This window comes from Chryseobacterium sp. NRRL B-14798 (assembly GCF_050470705.1).
In the GTDB taxonomy this organism is placed as follows: domain Bacteria; phylum Bacteroidota; class Bacteroidia; order Flavobacteriales; family Weeksellaceae; genus Chryseobacterium; species Chryseobacterium cupriresistens.
This window is the reverse complement of record NZ_JBFLUL010000005.1, coordinates 2,371,299-2,388,580: the sequence shown is the minus strand read 5'-3', so window position 1 is coordinate 2,388,580 and position 17,282 is coordinate 2,371,299. Positions and strand designations below refer to the sequence as shown.

Sequence of the window (17,282 nt, the reverse complement as noted above, 5' to 3'; positions counted from 1 at the left end):
TCTTAGTTAAGGTTTGATTTGTTTAAATAATTTTGAACTAATTCGTTTTGAGCTTCGCTGTTATCTAGCTTTTGCTTCAAGATAGACTCGGCAATGTTTACAGATAAAGTACCAATTTGAGTTTTGATGTCTGCCATTGCAGCATTTTTCTCAGCGTTGATAGTCTGTTTAGCAGCTTCGATCATTTTGTCTCCTTCAGCTTTAGCAGCATCTTTAGCTTCCCCTACGATTCTGTCTTTAATTTCTCTGGCTTCTTTAAGGATCGCATCTCTTTCGATTTTAGCTTCACGAATGATTCTTTCGTTATCCTCTTTTAAAGTTTCCATTTCTTTTCTAGCTAATTTAGCTTGATTAAGAGCGTCAACAATAGATGTTTCTCTGTCATTGATAGAATTTAAAATAGGCTTCCAAGCGAATTTACCTAACAAAAATAATAGTGCTAGAAAAATAACAGACTGGATAATAAATAGTCCTGATGAAAACTGATGAATTAATTCCATTATATAAATGTATAAATAATTATTACTTTTTTTAAAGAACCACTATCTGTAACCAACCGTCACAGATAATGGTTTGAATTTAATTAGTTTACTGCGAATAGAGCAGCAAACGCAACACCTTCTACAAGTGCAGCTGCGATAAGCATAGCTGTTTGGATTTTTCCAGATTGCTCAGGTTGTCTAGCGATAGCTTCAAGAGCAGCAGCTCCGATTTTACCAAGACCGATACCTACACCTAGTACTACGATACCAGCACCTACAATTTTAGGGATTTCCATAATATATAATTTTAAAAAATTTGTTTTACTTTAATTTATAATTTCAATTAGTGAGCTGCATGATGTTCGTGTTCGTGCTCTTCTACTGCCATTCCGATAAACAGTGCTGATAACATTGTAAAGATATAAGCCTGTAGGAATGCTACCAATACTTCAAGTAAATAAATCACCAATGTAAGGAAAGGGAATGCAACACCTGCGATAAAATTCTTAAATACATAGATCAGCCCGATCAAACTCATTACTACGATGTGTCCTGCAGTCATGTTGGCGAAAAGTCGGATCATCAAAGCGAATGGTTTAGTGATTGTTCCTAATAATTCGATTGGAAGCATGATCAGTTTCATTGGAACTGGCACCCCTGGCATCCAGAAGATATGTTTCCAGTAATCTTTGTTCGCTGAGAATGTCGTAATCAGATATGTAAGGATAGCTAAGAAGAATGTCATTGTAATATTACCTGTAACATTGATTCCAAAAGGCATTAATCCAAGAACGTTAAGGAAAAGAATAAAGAAGAACACTGTTAATAAATAACCCATGAATCTCTTATACTTGTGCCCGATATTAGGAATAGCAACTTCGTCTCTTACAAAGATAATTAATGGCTCTAAGAATCTTGCTGCTCCTGTAGGAACTACTGACTTCTTATAAGATTTAGCCATTCCAACAAACAATACAAACATAAAGATTGACACTAATAAAATAATCAATACACTTTTTGTAATAGAAAGATCTAAAGGCTTTACATTGGTAGGATGACCGTCTTCACCAAGTGTTAAAGTTCCAGCAGCATCAGTCTTATAGATTTTCTCGTGGTGCAATACATAAAAAGAACCATCTACTTCAGTAGGCTCCCCATGCATGAACCCTTCTTTGTTACTCATAAAAGAGTGGAAACCGTTATCATAAATAATAACAGGAAGAGGAAAACCGATGTGGTGACCTTCTTTATCAACCATCAATGTGAAATCATGTGCATCCAATAAGTGATGATCGATGAACTCTTTGTTTTCTTTGCTTACTTTGTCTTTCTCTGAAAGCTCTTGAGCAGGAGCTGCCCCAGCAGCAGCCTCTCCGTGCTGTGCAGACACTAAGTTTAATACAAAAATACTGTAGAATAAAACTGCGAATTTCTTAAACATTGATAGGTTTTTTTCGTTGTGCAAAAATATGATATTTTTTCTAGTTTCAATAAATAATTTTACTGTTTTTTATCATGATTAATAAGCTTGATTGCATAGTACGTAAGCAGTGCTGTCAGGACAAAATAAGGCATGATAAAATGGAATTTGTAGCCTGGAATCACTTCAAAGTTCAGTTTTTTTCTGATTAAGTACATTAAACCGAATTTTAAAAGGATCAAACCAATAACAGACAATCCTAAAAATTCCGGTGCTACTCTATTGATTAAGATAATAAGAGTGATCATCATCATAAACATGACACTTAGAAAAAGGTAAAATTTAATGATCACTATCTCATCCAGGTGAAAAACAAATTTCCATAGGGAAAAATGCACCAGGAAGGTCAGAAAGAATAAAACGACAACAAGAATATTGGGATTAATTTTCATTCTATATTTTAATTGATCGCAAAAATAGACTTTTTCTATCGTATTATACTATGATTTGATATTTATCATTTTTCTTCTTTGTAATAATATTACGTGTATATATAATATTACGTGTTCAAACACTTTGGATATCCTAAAAATTCCTTATTTTTGCAAACCTATAATTTACAATAAATATGTTTAATAGTTTACAGGATAAATTAGACAAGGCATTACACAATATTTCTGGTAGAGGAAAAATTACTGAAATCAATGTGGCGGAAACCGTAAAAGAGATCCGTAGAGCATTGGTAGATGCCGACGTTAACTATAAAGTTGCGAAAGATCTTACAAAGAGAGTTCAGGATAAAGCATTAGGAGAAAACGTTCTTACTTCCCTTACTCCGGGACAGCTGATGACGAAAATTGTTCATGATGAACTGGTAGACCTGATGGGAGGTTCTCAGGAAGGAATCAATCTTTCAGGAAAACCTACTGTAATCCTTATTGCCGGTCTTCAGGGATCTGGTAAAACCACTTTCTCTGGAAAGCTTGCTAATTATTTACAGACAAAAAGAAATAAAAAACCATTATTGGTAGCATGTGACGTTTACCGTCCTGCTGCGATTGACCAGCTGAAAGTATTGGGAGGACAGATCAAAGTTCCTGTTTATACTGAAGAAGGCGCTACCAATCCATCTACCATTGCTGAAAACGCGATCAATTTCGCAAAATCAAACGGTCATGATGTTGTGATCGTGGATACAGCAGGTCGTCTAGCTATTGATGAGCAGATGATGAACGAGATCAAATCCGTACATTATTTCATCAAACCGCAGGAGACTCTTTTCGTAGTTGACTCAATGACTGGTCAGGATGCTGTAAATACAGCAAAAGCATTCAACGATGCCTTAAACTTTGACGGTGTTGTATTAACGAAATTAGATGGTGATACTCGTGGTGGAGCTGCTTTAACGATCCGTTCTGTTGTTGAAAAACCAATCAAGTTCATCTCTACAGGAGAAAAGATGGAAGCATTAGATCTTTTCTATCCGGAAAGAATGGCGGACAGAATCCTGGGAATGGGAGACGTAGTTTCCTTAGTAGAAAGGGCTCAGGAGCAGTTTGATGAGGAAGAAGCTAAAAAACTTCACAAAAAAATTGCTAAAAACGAGTTTGGTTTTGATGATTTCCTTAAGCAAATCAACCAGATCAAGAAGATGGGTAATATGAAGGATTTGATGGGAATGATTCCTGGAGTTGGAAAAGCGATCAAAGACGTAGAAATCAGTGATGATGCATTCAAACACATTGAAGCCATCATCTATTCTATGACACCTGAAGAAAGAAGAAGACCTTCTATCATCAATACTCAGAGAAAAGCCAGAATTGCTAAAGGAGCAGGAAGAAAAATTGAAGATGTGAATCAATTGATGAAGCAGTTTGATCAGATGGGTAAAATGATGAAGATGATGCAGGGCCCTCAGGGAAAGCAAATGATGCAGATGATGAGTAAAATGCCGAATATGCCTGGAATGGGTGGAATGTTTGGAAAATAACAAAAGAACATATTCAAAATATAAAATCCGACTCAAAATTAGAGTCGGATTTTTGTTTTTCTTATCTTTAAATAAGCTGATTATTTATCAGATTTCTGAGCCTTTCCTTTGATAAAATAAGAGAAACCAACGTTAACCCCGAAAGTTTTAATATTCGTTTTAACATCAGTATTCATAATAGTTTCTTTATTTGAAAACTGATCATAGGAAATACCCAAATTGATTCCTAAAGACTGAGTCGCCATATAAGTTACCCCTCCTTTTACTCCCCACGCCAAACCGTCCGTAGTATTCTCTGTATCCTGCATTAATAAAGGATCAACCCCTTCATTATTGATATTACTATTATAAAAAGAATATTTCGTCTTATTGGATGCATATCCAATACCTGCCCCTAAAAACGGCACAAGCTTGCTGGAATTGGTAAAATAATAAGTAGCTGTAGGCATTACAGAGAACGTAGAATTTGTAGATTTAACACCTTGATATTTAGTAGTAGTATTAAAGTACCCTAAGTCGATACCAACTGCTAATTTATCAATAACAAAATACCCTACAGAAGGTGTAATTGAAAATGAGTTTACTTTAGGTCCGTCAACAGAGTTTCCTCCTACTTTTACCGTAGTTGTAGTGTTGTTAAAACCCATCCCGGTGTTCCCACTGATCACCCAGTCCCCTTTAGTCATTTGAGCATTAGAAAGCCCGAAAAGTGCCACTGCACCTGCTAATAATAGTTTTTTCATGGTTATTATATAAAAAAAATGTTTCCAAAAATACAAAAAAACCCCGAGAAAATCTCAGGGCCCTATTGCTATATGCTTTGTTTATTATTTTGCAAATACATATTTAACTCCGAAAGTTACAGAAGATAAATTCAATCCGAAGTTGTAGTTGTTTGTAGCATCACCATCTTTTGGCTTGTAGTTGCTATAACCGAACTCACCGATAGTAGCTTCGATAGACCAGTTTTTGTTTAAGAAATAATCTAAACCTGGCTTCACAGTAACACCGATTTTAGTGTATTTAGCTTCAGTAGAAGTAGAGTTTGTAACAACTGTATTTCCAGTAGTAGTTACAGTGTTGTCTTCAGTTTCAGTTTTTCCAAACTGCATAGGCACTGCTAATTGTCCGAAGAAATATAACTTGTCAGATAAAGTCCAGTATTTTCTTACGAATGGAGCAACAACAAAAGCTGGAGTTTTAGTTACTTTGTCATTTACGATTGTAGTGTTTGGTAAAGTTGCTGTAGTAGTTACAGTGTTCTTTTCAGTTTGGTAACCAACTCCTAGACCGATTGCTAGGTTAGTGTTTACGAAATATCCAACTGTAGGTAATACGTTGAAGTTTTCTTTTTTAATGTTACCGTTGTTAGTTTCTTCTTGAGAATAACCAACAGATCCTGATAAATATGTAGTTCCTTTAGCAATCTGAGCGTTTGATAAACCAAAAAGTGCAACAGCACCCGCTAATAATATTTTTTTCATTGTAAAAAATTTTAATACTTTCTGAGGGCAAATTTACAGTGGTCCCCAGTAATATTAAAATTTGTTAATGTGATTAATATCATTACTAAAATATAGGGTTTTATAAAAATAAATCCTAGTTAAGAGATGTTATTAAGTTTTTCACAATTTTATGAATAAAAAAATTACTTTTTTTCAACAAGAGCTGAATATATTTAGTTTTTTAAATTTTGTATTTTTTAGCAAAAGCCCATAAATTCTGGTAAAATGCTAAAACCTATTAACTTAATCTGCTTATTGTAAAGCCATTAACTCTTAAAATTTAAACAAATGTTTATTATTTGAGATTTTTTTTCTTTTTTCTGGTTGTCACAGCCCCTTTATAACAAAAGTTCTGATAAAAAATCTGCACAGTCTATATATAATATAATCAAAAAACTCCGGCCTTCGGCCGGAGTTCTCATATGCAATTGCTTTTTCTTATTTCAAAAAGAAATTAAATCCTAAGTTTACAGCTCCTACGTTCCAATTATGTTTGTACCAACCATAATCACGTGTGTTACTGATAGACTGATATCCGATATACAACTCTCCTTTGGACATCTGGTATCCAAATTTAGGCTGTGCATAGAAACCTCCATCTACCCCATCCTTTGTAGAAATACCATATCCAAGGTCTAATCCTACAAAAACAGGAGCTCCTTTAAATTTATATTTCCCGGAAACAGCTACAGGAACGAATCCGAAATCATCAAAGTTATCTTTTCCAAAGAAATGAGAATATCCTGTTGTTACCCCAAGGTCGAAACCTTTGGCAATATTCCACATATAAGCTGCATCCACTCCTAATGTAAATGAAGATACATCACTTGCATCAGATACAGGAACACCAATATGTCCACCCAATTTAAAACCTTCCTGTGCCTGAGCAACACCTCCTAAAAGTGCAAAAGCACCTAGTAATAGTAGTTTTTTCATTTTTTTAAGTTTAAATTTTACCCTGCAAAAATACTAATTATTTTCATCATTAGAATAAAATTGTCTTATAACAGAAAAGCAGGACAAAATTTGTCCTGCTTTTATTATCATTTAAAAGTAAATTTTTCAGAATTAATTTCCTCCGAATTTGAAACCTACACCTACCTGAGCAAAACTATTCTTTACAGTACCTCCGCTGTTGTCATTGGATAGGTTGGATACTCCTAAGCTGTATCTTGCATCAAAGAAAAGTCCGTTTTCCAGCATATATTCAACCCCTAAGAAAGGGGCAAGATTTAAAGACTTGATATCTTTTTTAATATCTACATCACCGGTATCTCCTTCCATTTCTACGTCAAGGAAATCTGAACCTATTACAGTCTTTTGTTTAGCAGTAAGGATAATTCCTACGTTAAGACCTGCAGCTACAGAGAACCCTTCTGTAATAAAGTATTTTGCAGAAACAGGAACCAAAAGAGTTCCAAAAGTTACTTTAGTTGATTCACCAAAATACATTCCTCCAGCATTTACTCCATCAATTTTCTCCTTGGCTCCAAGTGGTGAATACAAAACTTCTCCCTGAACTGCAAAGTTATCATTGAATTTGTACTCAGCCATTCCACCAATATAGAAAGTATATTTAGGAGACATTTTTCTTCCGTCAAGATCATCTTGCTTATCGTCTAGTTTAATAGTAGACATTGCGAAACCGGCTTTTGGACCAAATCGAAATTCCTGTGCGTTGGCACAAATTCCTATAGCAGCGACTGCTGCAACAAGTAAAAGTTTTTTCATGTTTAGTTAGTTTTACATTTAAGGTGTGCAAAACTAACTATTTTTTTCAAATTAACAAATTTTAACCAACTAATTTAAGGTTAATAAAAGGTTAACAGAAACTTTTACTCATTTTACTAGTCGTTTCTTAGTCTTTTCTCTTCTTCGTTATAAGCAAGGATAATCTTTCTTACCACCGGGTGTCTTACCACATCTTCTTCTGTAAGGTGCACAAATCCTATTTCTTTTACTCCATTTAAAATTCTCATGGCCTCTTTCAGTCCGGACTGCTGGTTTTTCGGAAGGTCAATCTGACTTGGATCTCCCGTGATAATGAACTTGGCATTCATTCCCATTCTGGTAAGAAACATTTTCATCTGAGCATGAGTGGTGTTCTGTGCTTCATCCAAAATCACAAAAGCATCATCCAGTGTACGCCCTCTCATGAAGGCCAATGGTGCTACTTCAATCACTTTCTTCTCCATGAAACCTTCCAGTTTCTCATGGGGAATCATATCACGAAGCGCATCATACAAAGGTTGTAAATACGGATCCAGCTTTTCTTTAAGGTCACCAGGAAGAAATCCCAGACTCTCTCCTGCTTCTACAGCCGGTCTGGTCAGGATAATTCTTTTTACTTCTTTATCTCTCAAAGCTCTTGCTGCCAACGCAACACTGGTATATGTTTTTCCTGTCCCTGCAGGTCCAATGGCGAAAACCATGTCCTTTTTCTCTGTTTCTTTTACCAGCTTTTTAAGATTGGTCGTCTTTGCCTTAATTACTTTGCCGTTGACTCCTTTTACGATAATATCCTGGTCGAATACCAGTTGTTTCTCGTTTTCGTCTTTAATATTCAATATATTTTCAACATCTTTCAGTCCTATTGAATTGTTTTTGGAGATAAAACTGACAATATCATCCAGTTTTTGTTTCAGTATGTCTAAAGCTTCCTGATTTCCCATGGCAAAGATAAAATGATCTCTTCCTGTAATTTTAATGGTTGGAAAGCTTGATTTTATTAAGTTGAAATATTGGTTATTAACTCCATAGAAGATTTTCGCATCGATATCTTCCAAATCATATGTTAATTCAAACATGCAGTATTTTTATTTTTAGATTTTAAAATTAAAGCTTTTTTTCAAATTTATATCAAATTCTTTTCAACAATCTTTCGGGCTTTCTTTTTATTTTAAATAACTTTGCAATACTACACTATTCTATAAATTGCTCATGTCAATTATTACCCTTACTTCGGATTTCGGAAATTTAGATTACAGAGTTGCTGCTGTGAAAGGCAAAATTCTGTCTCTAAACCCTGAGGTTAATATTATTGATATCACCCACGAAATCCAGGCATTCAATCTTATACAGACTTCATATATTGTAAGAAATGCTTATAAATATTTTCCCAAAGGAAGCATTCACATTCTTTCTGTAGACAGTTTTTACAGCAAATCAAGAAAGAATATCCTCTATAAAGCAGACGGATCTTACTTCCTGGCGGCAGACAACGGCCTTTTGAGCCTTATATTTTTTGATATAAAACCGGAAGCCATCTACGAACTTACGCTGAACAATCGTTTTGACGACGTTATCAACTTTACTTCTACGGACATTTTTGTTCCTGCAGCAGTGCATCTTGCCAATGGCGGACTTCCTGAAGTGATAGGAAGAAAAATCAGCACAGCAAAACAGCTGATGTTCCCGCGGGCGGTTTATAATGAATCGGAAGGGATGATTATTGGTGAAGTGACCTATATTGATAATTTCGGAAATATAATATCAAATATCAATAAAGATTTTTTTGAGAACATCAGTAAAGGTTACAACAGTTTTACCATAAAATTCAGAAATTTAAGCCTTTCAAGAATATTTTCCAGCCATACAGAAGTTGTTTCAGACTGGAAAAGGGAGACCGAATTCCACGGACAGTCTGCAGCGATCTTCAATGATAGTCAGCTATTGGAGCTTACCATCTACAAAGGAAGCAAGAAAAACGGTGCTAAAAGCCTGTTTGGACTGAATGTGGGAGAAAATATTTATATCGAATTCAGCTAAGATTATATATTTCTTAAAAAAACCGATTTTTTTTATATATTTGTCAAAATCTAAAAATCAAAAATGGCAGAATACAAATTATTGCTTCCTTCCATGGGAGAAGGTGTTATGGAAGCGACAATTATCACTTGGTTATTCAATGAAGGTGATAACGTAAAGGAGGATGACTCCGTAGTAGAAATTGCAACAGATAAAGTAGATTCAGACGTACCGACACCAGTTTCGGGGAAAATTGTAAAAATTTTAAAGCAAAAAGATGAAGTTGCAAAAGTAGGTGAAGCCATTGCTATTTTAGAAATTGAAGGAGAAGGTACAGCTTCAGAAGAAGTAAAAACTGAAACTCCAACGGCTGCTCCGGATGCTGAAACTTTAAAAGCGATTGAAGAGCCATTGCAAACAGTAGCTGTTTCAAACGTAGAATTCTCAGGAGATCTTTATCTGTCTCCACTTGTAAAATCTATCGCACAACAGGAAAAAATTTCTGAAACTGAACTGAAATCTATCAAAGGAAGCGGTTTGGAAGGAAGAATTACCAAAGAAGATATATTAGCTTATGTTGCCAACAGAGGAAGCCAGCCAGCTCAGCAGGCCGCTCCGGTACAGACAGCTTCTGCTCCACAACCGGCAGTATCAGCTCCGGCAGCTACTATTCCGGTAAGTGCAGGTGATGAGATCATTCCAATGGACAGAATGAGAAAAATCATCGCTGAAAACATGGTGAAAGCAAAACAAATTGCCCCACACGTTACTTCTTTCATTGAAACTGACGTTACCAACGTGGTAAAATGGAGAAATAAAAACAAAGCTGTATTCGAAAAACGTGAAGGTGAAAAACTGACTTTCATGCCTATTTTCGTAAAAGCGGTAGTGAAGGCAATCCAGGATTTCCCGATGATCAATGTTTCAGTAAATGGTGAAAACATCATCAAAAAGAAAAACATCAACATCGGTATGGCGACTGCCCTTCCGGACGGAAACCTTATCGTTCCTGTTATCAAAAATGCTGATCAGTTATCTCTTTCAGGTCTTGCAAAAGCAATCAACGATTTAGCTTACAGAGCAAGAAACAAGAAATTGAGACCAGAAGATACTCAAGGGGCTACGTATACAATTTCTAACGTAGGAAGTTTCGGAAACCTTATGGGAACACCGATTATTCCTCAGCCTCAGGTAGCTATTTTAGCCATCGGAGCGATCGTTAAGAAGCCTGCAGTTCTTGAAACAGCTGACGGAGACGTAATCGCAATCAGAAACTTAATGTTCATGTCTCACTCTTATGACCACAGAGTGGTAGACGGTTCTCTGGGAGGAATGATGCTGAAGCACGTTCACGACTACCTGGAAAACTGGGATCTGAACACAGAAATATAAGTAATGAGAATCAGTAATAAGTAATTTTTGCTGATTTTAAATACTAAACCTTCGATGTAATCGGAGGTTTTTTTTGTTTTTATTAATTAGACTCATAAAAACTCATAAGATTAAAAACCAAACAAAACAAACAATAAAAATTCAATAAAAACAATTTTTATTTATTAATTTGATAATTTAACACTTAAATATTTTTTGGAAGTTTAAGGTATTAGTATTAATTTTAAAACAAATATTATTTGAAATAGATACTCATTATAGAAGATCACGTATTTTTACATCTCTAAACTGACAAATGCTGAAAATTTTCGTCCTCATAAAAAGATCCCTCAAAAATTCCTTCGATAATATCCGGAACGAACAGCTGAAGCATAATCTGCTTCAGGCCATTCCCTTTTGGATAGGATCTGTAATTACAGGCTTTTTTGCTGTGATGTACGCACAGGTATTTGCATGGGGCGAACATCTGATGAATTTCATTTTCGACTGGCACGCATGGATGATCTTTATTATTGCACCTGTTGGATTTGTACTTTCCTGGTGGCTGGTGAAAGAATTTGCGCCGAATGCCAAAGGAAGCGGGATTCCTCAGGTGATGGCGGCTGTAGAACTGGCCAATCCGAAAGAACATAGGAAAATCCGGAATCTTTTAAGTATTAAGATTATATTTTTCAAAATCCTTTCCTCCGTTATTCTGGTCATCGGAGGAGGTGCTGTAGGACGTGAAGGACCTACCATTCAGATTGCCGGCTCTGTTTTCAGAAAAGTGAATGAATACCTTCCCGAATGGTGGCCAAAGATTTCCAAAAAAAATATGATTATGACAGGAGCGGCAGCAGGACTTGCAGCAGCGTTCAATACTCCGTTGGGAGGAATTGTTTTCGCTGTGGAAGAGCTGTCAAAAACTCATATTAATTATTTTAAAACGGCCTTATTTACTGCGGTAATTATTGCAGGGCTTACTGCGCAAACATTGGCAGGATCTTATTTATATTTAGGATATCCAAAAACCAATGACGTTTCCTTAATGGTGATGTTTCCTATTATACTGGTTGCTGTTGCTGCCGGCATTATGGCTAGCCAGCTAGCTGTTACCATGCTTAAAATCAATAGCTGGAAGAAGAAAAAACTGAAAACAGATAAAGCCAATATAGTTTTTCTGATCATTTGTGCCTTAATTATCGCTTCCATCGCTTATTTCATCAACAGAGAAGTTCTGGGATCAGGAAAAGAAATTATGGAGCGTGTCCTTTTTACTAAAGATAAACATGAAGACTGGTATGTTCCCATTCTGAGAATGCTGGGGCCTGCCCTTTCCTTTACTTCCGGAGGTGCCGGCGGAATTTTTGCTCCGGCTCTTACTGCGGGAGCAAGTATAGGTTCTGTTATTTCAGGAATTATTCATTTAACACCCAACGAAACCAATGTGGTGATTCTGGGCGGAATGGTTGCTTTCCTTACCGGAATTACAAGAGCCCCGTTTACTTCAGCGATTATCGTGCTGGAAATGACAGACAGACATTCATTGATATTCCACCTTATGCTTGCAGGAATGGTTTCTTCTATTGCTTCCATCCTGGTAAGCAGACATTCTTTATATGATGTTTTGAAGGTGAATTTCCTGACAGAAATAAGAGACCGGGATGAACAGAATCCGGGAACCTATAGCAAAGGTGAATAAATATTCTCACGAAACATTAACTATTTCACCGCTCCTCTTGCATATAAGAAATATATTTTCTACTTTTGCACCTCGAAATAATTAACAAATTCATTTAACATTATGAACAATTACGAAACTGTTTTCATTTTAACTCCCGTTCTATCTGAGGCACAGGTAGAGGAAGCAGTGAACAAGTATGTAGATCTAATCAAAGAAAAGAACTGCGAAATCGTTGCTAAAGAAAACTGGGGATTAAAAAAATTAGCTTACCCGATTCAATTGAAAAAGAATGGGTTCTATACTTTAATCGAATTTAAAGGAGAAGGTACTGTAGTTGCTGATTTAGAATTAGCATTTAAGCGTGACGAAAGAGTAATCCGTTACCTTACTACAAAACTTGACAAGCACGCTGTAGAGTACGCTGTAACAAGAAGAGCTAAAGTAAAAGCAGCTAAAGCTTAATTATTAACCCTATTTTTTAAAAAAGACAAGACATGGCAATAGATGAAATGGCTAAACAAGCCTCAGCAGGAGGAGAATCAGAAGTAAAATTCCTTACTCCGCTTGATATCAATACAAAATCTGAAAAGAAATATTGTAGATTCAAAAAATACGGAATTAAGCATGTTGATTACAAAGATGCTGATTTCTTATTACAGTTTGTAAACGAGCAAGGTAAAATTTTACCAAGAAGATACACCGGAACTTCTTTAAAATACCAAAGAAAAGTTTCTGCTGCTATCAAAAGAGCAAGACACCTTGCATTACTACCATACGTAGCTGACTTATTGAAATAAGACAAAAATAAATAAGAGAAGAGGTTTTTCCTCTTCTTTTGTTGCTGAATACATCATTAATTCTAACTTGATTTTAGATACAACCTAAAATCTAAAAAAGGACAACAACAATGGAAATTATCCTAAAAAAAGACGTAGAAAACTTAGGACTTGAGTTTGATACAGTAAACGTAAAGCCAGGTTATGCTAGAAACTTCTTAATTCCTCAAGGAATTGCTCTTTTAGCTACACCTAAAAACAAAGCTGCTTTAGAAGCTACATTAGAAGCTAGAAAAGAAGAAGAAGCTAAATTAATCGCTGCTGCTAACGCTGTAGTTGAGCAATTGAAGAAAACTTCTATCACGATCCCTGCAAAAGTAGGTGCTGGTGACAAATTATTCGGATCTATCAACAATGCTGATTTATCTGCTGCTTTAGAAAAAGCTGGTGTTTCTGTAGAGAAAAAATACATCAAGATTCCTGGTAACACGATCAAGAGAACTGGTAAATTCGCAGCTCTTATCAGACTTCACAGAAATGTTGAGTACAACTACGAGTTTGATATCGTATCTGATGCTCCAGTGGAAGCAGCTCCTAAAAAAGAAGAAGCTAAAACTGAAGAAGCTTAATAAGCAACTGAGAATTTCTCACAATACAAGACCACTTCAATTTATTGAGGTGGTTTTTTTATTGAACTACCCCGTCTTTTTGCTTTGCAAAAATCCACCCCTTCAAGGAAGGGGAATATAGGAAATCTTAACTGTTATTATTCGCTAAATTATCTTTTTAACAACCCTGTAGTAAGAACAGGTAGGAAAATCTTTTTCCACACTATAAACCCTTACCTCGCACCCCGTAACCCGAATCTCAAACTCTCAAACCCTCAAACCCTCAAACCCTCCAACTCACTACTTATCCCCTCTCAATTTATGCTGATACTCCGTAGGAGCCATTCCGATTACCTTTTTGAAGATATTACTGAAAGACGAGAGGCTGTTGTACCCTACCATCATGGCAATCTCATACATATTGTACTTTCCTTCCAGCATCAGTTCAAGGGAACGGGTAATTCGCAACGCTCTCAGAAAGCGAACGTAATTCATGCCCAGAATCTCTTTAAATTTCCTGGAAAGGGTTCTTGTACTCATTCCGAATTCTTTTGCCGTAGATTCAATCGTGAGGGGTTTCTCAAGGTTAGCATGAATATATCTTGCAATCTTCAGCAATGTTTCATCTTTTGGAAAAGGATGCTGTATCGGAAATGCCAGATGTTTATGTTTCTTTTCCTGTAAAACTCCTTTAAGAGCTTTGAGAAAATAATATTTTGAGGTATCATTTTTTGTGATTTTCCCATCCCAGTCTTTAGTAAAGAAAATCATCTCACGAAGGAGATTATTGACAGAATAAATATTGATTTCATCAAAAAAGCCACTTTCATTTTCTTCTTTCTTAAAATAAAAGTTATACAAATCAACCTTGGGGCTGGTTGAAAAAATATAATGCGGTGTACCGGCAGGAATCCACATAAAGCATCTGGCAGGAAGATACCAGTGTTTCTGATCCGTGAAAACATGCACAATACCGCCTTCTGCATAGACTAATTGTGCTGAACTGTGATAATGAATCTCTGTGGTAACATTTCCTGTGAGCACATGATAGATGTAAAATTCGGCATCATCTTCTTCTACCGCTTTAAAATGGCTGTCGTTCATACTCTAAAGGTAAGAAGAATTTTTAAATTGGCGTAAATGAGCAAATATTTTTCTGTTTTCACAAATAGGGTCTGTAGCATCTCATCGTAACTTTGCTGCATCAAAATCATTTTAGCAAAAATCCTTTAATTAATTTATGAATATCATATTGAACGCATGCCGGTATATGTGCATTGCGTTGTGCTTATTATTGAGCAGTTTTTTACATTCACAGATGATCGATTACCAGCATCTCGGCCTACAGCAAGCTGTAGAGATTGGTTTGAAAAACAACAAAAACATACAGATCAGTCATCTGAAACAGGAAATGTCCGTGACCAAAGAGAAAGATCTCAAGATGGAGAAACTCCCGGACATTGAATTTCATACAAGCTATAATCAGGTAACCAACCTTTTCCAGCATCAGAATGGTGTATTTAATAAAGCCACCAAGTATGATGTAATCAATGGAATGTATGATTTTACATTATCAGCATCGATCCCGGTTTATATGGGAGGGAAAATCAAAAATACAGAAAGGAAAGCGGCTATTGACACTGAAATTTCTGCTTTAAAAACCCATCTCGATGAGAGACAGCATAAAATGACCATCATTACGGCTTTTCTACAGATCCATCATTTAAAAGAGCAGCAGAGTCTTATTAATGATAAAATGAAGGAAGATTCCGTCAATATCAAGCAGGTAAAAGCATTGAAAGCTAATGGTGTTGTAACGGTCAATGAAGTCTTAAGAACTTCTTTACAACTTTCCAATCATAAAATGAGCTGGACGGAACTGGATAACGATATTCAGATTGCAGAGCACAAACTGAAAACAATTCTTTCGCTTCCGGAAAATCAGGAAATGCACGTCAATACAGAAGATCTTATTTCGGACAATGCTGCCATTCCGTATATTGATGAGTTTACAGAAACAGCTTTAAACAAGAATGAATCTGTTGAAATCACCCATAAGAATCTTTCTCTTAAGGAACTGGATCAAAAGATTACCAAAGCGAATTATTTACCCAAAATTACCGCTGGCGGAGAATATTTTTTAAAGTATCCGAACATGATGTTTTTCCCTCCGGAACCTTATGCGTATCGTTTGGGAATGATAGGCGTAAACCTTACCTATCCTATCGAAAATCTGTACAAAAATAAATACAGAATGCAGGAAGCACGGGAAAATATTGATCTTGCCAAACTTCAGATTGAAGAAAACGAGGAAAATGTAAGACACAATGTTTATGAGGCTTATAAAAAGTTTGAAGAGACAGACCAGAAGGTAAAAATTGCTGAAGAAGCGATTAAACAGGCTAAGGAAAACTACCGCATTGTAAGAACAAAATATGCCAATAAGCTAAGTCTTATCACAGAACTGATAGACGCAGACAATGCTTATCTGGAAGCTGAATCTAATCTTATTTCCGTTAAAATCAACAGACAACTTAAATACTACCAACTCCAATATACGATTGGAAACTTATAAAAACTATGGCACAGAAACAACTGACACAAAAGGAAAAAAGAATCAACAAGTCCATTACTTTACTGGCCTGGATTCTAATCATCAGCGGAATCACGGGAATGATCAGTTTTTATCTTTTTTCGAGAAAGAATGTGACAACCAATGATGCACAGATCGAGCAATATATTACGCCTGTATCCAGCAAGGTATCAGGTTTCATCAAAACGATACGGTTTAACGAAAATCAGTTTGTACATAAAGGCGACACTTTAATTGTCATCGACAACAGAGAGTTTGTGAATCAGGTACACATAGCTGAAGCGAATCTTCATGCCAATACAGCAACCATCAGCACTATTGAAAGCGGTGTCAGCACCAAAGAAAGTGATACAAAGATTATTGATGCTAAAATTGCCTCTGCAAAAATTGATATCTGGAGAACGGAACAGGATTTTAAAAGATATAAAAACCTTTTGGCAGAAGATGCTGCTACCGAACAGGAATTTGAGAATGTAAAAGCTTCTTATGAACAATCAAAAGCCAATCTTTTAGCATTGGAACAGCAAAAAAATGCCGTAAAAGCAGGAGCGAACGAACAACAAACGAAAGTTGCCCCTGTAAAAAGCCAGATCCAGCAGAGTTCTGCCAGTCTTAACAATGCGAAGCTTTATCTTTCTTATACCGTAATTATGGCTCCTTATGACGGATGGGTCGGAAAGAAGACCATTCAGGAAGGGCAATTGATTAAAGAAGGCCAGGCCTTGGTACAGATTGTCAGCAAAGAGAAATGGATCATTGCCAATTACAAAGAAACACAGCTTGGGCAGATTGATCAGAGCAAGGAAGTAATTATTACTGCGGATGCTTATCCCGATGTTGAGTTTAAAGGGAAAATTCTTTCCGTTTCTCCTGCATCAGGTTCTCAGTTTTCTTTGGTAAAACCGGATAATGCCACCGGAAATTTTGTGAAAATAGAACAAAGATTTCCTGTAAAAATTATTCTGGATAATAACAAAAACAATGAAAAGCTGCTTTCCGGAATGAATGTTCTGGTGAGCGCGAAGAAGATTTAAGTTTGAGAGTGGGAGTGTTTGAGAGTATTAGAGTATTAGTGTATAAAATATTCGGTTTAATTTAATTTTCAA

The 17,282-nt window shown here is 36.0% G+C and carries 19 protein-coding genes; 9 read left to right on the top strand and 10 right to left on the bottom strand.

Annotation, left to right across the window (positions count from 1 at the left end):
- Positions 1–2: 2 nt before the first annotated feature.
- The 4 genes from AB1278_RS11185 to AB1278_RS11170 all read right to left on the bottom strand — a co-directional run bounded on the left by AB1278_RS11185 (position 3) and on the right by AB1278_RS11170 (position 2,354).
- Entirely contained in the window at positions 3–500 is a 498-nt protein-coding gene (locus AB1278_RS11185) for a F0F1 ATP synthase subunit B (protein WP_047429825.1), read from the bottom strand.
- 83 nt (positions 501–583) lie between these two features.
- The gene (atpE, locus tag AB1278_RS11180; RefSeq protein WP_002979108.1) at positions 584–778 is read right to left on the bottom strand and encodes an ATP synthase F0 subunit C; all 195 of its coding nucleotides are present in this window, start codon (positions 776–778) and stop codon (positions 584–586) included.
- 47 nt (positions 779–825) lie between these two features.
- Entirely contained in the window at positions 826–1,923 is a 1,098-nt protein-coding gene (gene atpB / locus AB1278_RS11175) for a F0F1 ATP synthase subunit A (protein ID WP_110010270.1), read from the bottom strand.
- Positions 1,924–1,982: 59 nt separating this feature from the next.
- Positions 1,983–2,354, bottom strand: coding sequence for a hypothetical protein (locus AB1278_RS11170; protein ID WP_041461471.1), 372 nt, complete (start codon positions 2,352–2,354; stop codon positions 1,983–1,985).
- 176 nt (positions 2,355–2,530) lie between these two features.
- On the opposite strand from AB1278_RS11170, the gene ffh reads away from it, so the two are divergent.
- Positions 2,531–3,892 carry a signal recognition particle protein gene (ffh, locus tag AB1278_RS11165; RefSeq protein ID WP_110010272.1) on the top strand — a complete coding sequence of 454 codons (1,362 nt, stop codon included), beginning with the start codon at positions 2,531–2,533 and terminating at the stop codon, positions 3,890–3,892.
- 80 nt (positions 3,893–3,972) lie between these two features.
- On the opposite strand, the gene AB1278_RS11160 is transcribed toward ffh, so the two are convergent.
- The 5 genes from AB1278_RS11160 to AB1278_RS11140 all read right to left on the bottom strand — a co-directional run bounded on the left by AB1278_RS11160 (position 3,973) and on the right by AB1278_RS11140 (position 8,204).
- Positions 3,973–4,635, bottom strand: coding sequence for an OmpW family outer membrane protein (locus AB1278_RS11160; RefSeq protein WP_110010273.1), 663 nt, complete (start codon positions 4,633–4,635; stop codon positions 3,973–3,975).
- An 84-nt stretch (positions 4,636–4,719) separates the two neighbouring features.
- Positions 4,720–5,376: an outer membrane beta-barrel protein gene (locus AB1278_RS11155; RefSeq protein WP_110010274.1), complete on the bottom strand. Its 657-nt coding sequence runs from the start codon at positions 5,374–5,376 to the stop codon at positions 4,720–4,722.
- A 459-nt stretch (positions 5,377–5,835) separates the two neighbouring features.
- Positions 5,836–6,333 carry a hypothetical protein gene (locus tag AB1278_RS11150; protein WP_110010275.1) on the bottom strand — a complete coding sequence of 166 codons (498 nt, stop codon included), beginning with the start codon at positions 6,331–6,333 and terminating at the stop codon, positions 5,836–5,838.
- Positions 6,334–6,465: 132 nt separating this feature from the next.
- A complete protein-coding gene (locus AB1278_RS11145) occupies positions 6,466–7,128 on the bottom strand; it encodes a porin family protein (protein WP_429814312.1) in 663 nt (220 codons plus the stop codon).
- Positions 7,129–7,244: 116 nt separating this feature from the next.
- Positions 7,245–8,204, bottom strand: coding sequence for a PhoH family protein (locus AB1278_RS11140; RefSeq protein ID WP_202840703.1), 960 nt, complete (start codon positions 8,202–8,204; stop codon positions 7,245–7,247).
- A 133-nt stretch (positions 8,205–8,337) separates the two neighbouring features.
- On the opposite strand from AB1278_RS11140, the gene AB1278_RS11135 reads away from it, so the two are divergent.
- From AB1278_RS11135 to rplI, 6 genes are all read left to right on the top strand, one after another.
- The gene (locus AB1278_RS11135; RefSeq protein ID WP_062675025.1) at positions 8,338–9,165 is read left to right on the top strand and encodes an SAM hydrolase/SAM-dependent halogenase family protein; all 828 of its coding nucleotides are present in this window, start codon (positions 8,338–8,340) and stop codon (positions 9,163–9,165) included.
- Between the two features lie 63 nt (positions 9,166–9,228).
- Positions 9,229–10,536 carry a dihydrolipoamide acetyltransferase family protein gene (locus AB1278_RS11130; protein WP_343643519.1) on the top strand — a complete coding sequence of 436 codons (1,308 nt, stop codon included), beginning with the start codon at positions 9,229–9,231 and terminating at the stop codon, positions 10,534–10,536.
- A gap of 295 nt (positions 10,537–10,831) precedes the next feature.
- Positions 10,832–12,217: a chloride channel protein gene (locus AB1278_RS11125; RefSeq protein WP_411413086.1), complete on the top strand. Its 1,386-nt coding sequence runs from the start codon at positions 10,832–10,834 to the stop codon at positions 12,215–12,217.
- 102 nt (positions 12,218–12,319) lie between these two features.
- Positions 12,320–12,661, top strand: coding sequence for a 30S ribosomal protein S6 (rpsF, locus tag AB1278_RS11120; protein WP_034695444.1), 342 nt, complete (start codon positions 12,320–12,322; stop codon positions 12,659–12,661).
- A 32-nt stretch (positions 12,662–12,693) separates the two neighbouring features.
- Positions 12,694–12,996: a 30S ribosomal protein S18 gene (rpsR, locus tag AB1278_RS11115; RefSeq protein ID WP_002979091.1), complete on the top strand. Its 303-nt coding sequence runs from the start codon at positions 12,694–12,696 to the stop codon at positions 12,994–12,996.
- Positions 12,997–13,106: 110 nt separating this feature from the next.
- The gene (gene rplI, locus AB1278_RS11110) at positions 13,107–13,604 is read left to right on the top strand and encodes a 50S ribosomal protein L9 (RefSeq protein ID WP_047429787.1); all 498 of its coding nucleotides are present in this window, start codon (positions 13,107–13,109) and stop codon (positions 13,602–13,604) included.
- A gap of 279 nt (positions 13,605–13,883) precedes the next feature.
- On the opposite strand, the gene AB1278_RS11105 is transcribed toward rplI, so the two are convergent.
- Positions 13,884–14,687, bottom strand: a complete 804-nt coding sequence (locus AB1278_RS11105; protein ID WP_202840707.1) for a helix-turn-helix domain-containing protein — start codon at positions 14,685–14,687, stop codon at positions 13,884–13,886.
- 136 nt (positions 14,688–14,823) lie between these two features.
- Between AB1278_RS11105 and AB1278_RS11100 the strand changes: the two genes are divergently transcribed.
- The gene (locus AB1278_RS11100; RefSeq protein ID WP_429814307.1) at positions 14,824–16,158 is read left to right on the top strand and encodes a TolC family protein; all 1,335 of its coding nucleotides are present in this window, start codon (positions 14,824–14,826) and stop codon (positions 16,156–16,158) included.
- A gap of 5 nt (positions 16,159–16,163) precedes the next feature.
- Positions 16,164–17,210, top strand: coding sequence for an HlyD family secretion protein (locus AB1278_RS11095; RefSeq protein ID WP_343643514.1), 1,047 nt, complete (start codon positions 16,164–16,166; stop codon positions 17,208–17,210).
- The last annotated feature ends 72 nt before the right edge of the window (positions 17,211–17,282 follow it).